Here is a 2,755-nt window from a genome sequence, read left to right as displayed (position 1 = left end):
TTGGGTGCGGGAGTAGGATTTGAACCTACGACCTTCAGGTTATGAGCCTGACGAGCTACCGGGCTGCTCCATCCCGCGGCAAACGGTAGTGTCGTTAAGGAAGAACGGTTCGAGAAGAGCCTTTATGGGCTGCGCAATCATTCTGTCCGCCTGGTAGACCCGGCGGCGACCTACTCTCCCGCGCCTTAAGACGAAGTACCATTGGCTCTGGAGGGCTTAACGACCGAGTTCGGAATGGGATCGGGTGGGGAACCTCCGACATAGCCACCAGGTCAACGAGGCGGACAGAAGGATTGCGAAGAAGACATTGTCGTGACGATCATCTGGTCAAGGATGATCATCGAATGAGTTTTGCTGAGAAACGATCAAACCGATCGGATTATTAGTACCAGTAAGCTTCATGGGTCGCCCCACTTCCACACCTGGCCTATCAACGTGGTAGTCTTCCACGATCCTCAGCGAAGCCTTGTTTTGAGGTTAGTTTCCCGCTTAGATGCTTTCAGCGGTTATCTATTCCATACTTAGCTACCCTGCTGCACAGCTGGCGCCATGACAGGTACACCAGAGGTATGTCCATCCCGGTCCTCTCGTACTAGGGACAGATCCTCTCAAGCTTCGAACACCCACGGCAGATAGGGACCAAACTGTCTCACGACGTTCTGAACCCAGCTCACGTACCACTTTAAATGGCGAACAGCCATACCCTTGGGACCTGCTCCAGCCCCAGGATGTGATGAGCCGACATCGAGGTGCCAAACTTTGCCGTCGATATGGACTCTTGGGCAAAATCAGCCTGTTATCCCTAGAGTACCTTTTATCCGTTGAGCGATGGCCCTTCCACTCGGGACCACCGGATCACTATGGCCGACTTTCGTCTCTGCTCGACTTGTCAGTCTCGCAGTCAGGCGAGCTTATGCCATTGCACTCGACGAGCGATTTCCGACCGCTCTGAGCTCACCATCGCGCGCCTCCGTTACACTTTGGGAGGCGACCGCCCCAGTCAAACTACCCACCACGCCATGTCCCGGGACCGGATAACGGCCCTCGGTTAGACGTCAACGACAGTAAGGGTGGTATTTCAAGGACGACTCCACCAGAGCTGGCGCCCCGGTTTCATAGTCTCCCACCTATCCTACACATACGGTCGCTAACGCCAAGGCGAAGCTATAGTAAAGGTTCATAGGGTCTTTCCGTCTGACCGCGGGAACCCCGCATCTTCACGGGGAATTCAATTTCACTGAGCCTGTGCTGGAGACAGTGGGGAAGTCGTTACGCCATTCGTGCAGGTCGGAACTTACCCGACAAGGAATTTCGCTACCTTAGGACCGTTATAGTTACGGCCGCCGTTTACCTGGGCTTCAGTTCGGAGCTTTCACTCCTCCCTTTAACCTTCAGGCACCGGGCAGGCGTCAGACCCTATACGTCGCATTGCTGCTTCGCAGAGCCCTGTGTTTTTGCTAAACAGTCGCTACCCCCTGGCTTGTGCCACTCATTCCTGCTTGCGCAAGGTGAGTCACGCTTATTCCGAAGTTACGCGTGCAATTTGCCGAGTTCCTTCAGCACAGTTCTCTCAAACGCCTTGGTATGCTCTACCTGACCACCTGTGTCGGTTTCGGGTACGGTCTCTGCTGGAGTTATTTCCTGGGACAACGCCCCCGCACACACAATCCAATAAGTGGGTACGAGTTAAGCCATCCGTCACTTCCAGCTGGTGCAGGAATATTTACCTGCTTCCCATCGACTACGCTTTTCAGCCTCGCCTTAGGGGCCGACTAACCCTGCGCAGATTAGCTTTACGCAGGAACCCTTGGTCTTTCGGCGAGAGTGTCTCTCACACTCTTATCGTTACTCATGTCAGCATTCTCACTTCCGATACCTCCAGCCAGGCTCACGCCTGACCTTCACCGGCTTACGGAACGCTCCGCTACCGCTTGCAGTAAACTGCAAACCCATATCTTCGGCGCACGGCTTGAGCCCCGTTACATTTTCCGCGCAGGATCGCTTGATCAGTGAGCTGTTACGCTTTCTTTAAAGGATGGCTGCTTCTAAGCCAACCTCCTGATTGTCAAAGCAATCCCACATCGTTTCCCACTTAGCCGTGACTTGGGGGCCTTAGATGATGGTTAGGGTTGTTTCCCTTTTCACGACGGACGTTAGCACCCGCCGTGTGTCTGCCCGATAGTTCTCTTGGGTATTCGGAGTTTGGTTAGTATTGGTACCGCTCGCGCAGCCCGCAACCATCCAGTGCTCTACCCCCCAAGGAATTCGTCGGACGCTCTACCTAAATAGATTTCGCGGAGAACCAGCTATGTCCAGGTTTGATTGGCCTTTCACCCCTATCCACAAGTCATCCCAGAATTTTTCAACATTCACGGGTTCGGTCCTCCAGTTAGTGTTACCTAACCTTCAACCTGCTCATGGATAGATCACCTGGTTTCGGGTCGTCATACGTCGAACTTAGCGCCCTATTCAGACTCGCTTTCGCTGCGCCTACACCTAACGGCTTAAGCTTGCTCGACACATGAAGTCGCTGACCCATTATACAAAAGGTACGCCGTCACCGCGCTTGGCGGCTCCGACTGCTTGTAGGCTTCCGATTTCAGGATCTGTTTCACTCCCCTTGTCGGGGTGCTTTTCACCTTTCCCTCACGGTACTTGTTCACTATCGGTCGTAGAGGAGTACTTAGGCTTGGAGGGTGGTCCCCCCATGTTCAGACAGGATTTCACGTGTCCCGCCCTACTCGAGTCTCTTGCT

At 53.9% G+C, this 2,755-nt stretch carries 1 tRNA gene and 2 rRNA genes; all 3 read right to left on the bottom strand.

Going from position 1 to position 2,755, the window contains the following annotated elements:
- Position 1 precedes the first annotated feature (1 nt).
- Positions 2-78, bottom strand: a tRNA-Met gene (locus JKF87_RS18090).
- 79 nt (positions 79-157) lie between these two features.
- Positions 158-272 (bottom strand): 5S ribosomal RNA (rrf, locus tag JKF87_RS18085).
- An 89-nt stretch (positions 273-361) separates the two neighbouring features.
- A 23S ribosomal RNA gene (locus JKF87_RS18080) occupies positions 362-2,755 on the bottom strand; the annotation flags it as partial.

The organism is Brevundimonas nasdae (assembly GCF_016654005.1).
GTDB classification, from domain to species: Bacteria; Pseudomonadota; Alphaproteobacteria; order Caulobacterales; family Caulobacteraceae; genus Brevundimonas; species Brevundimonas nasdae.
The sequence above is the reverse complement of the archived record's forward strand: the minus strand, read 5'-3'. Positions and strand labels throughout refer to the sequence as shown.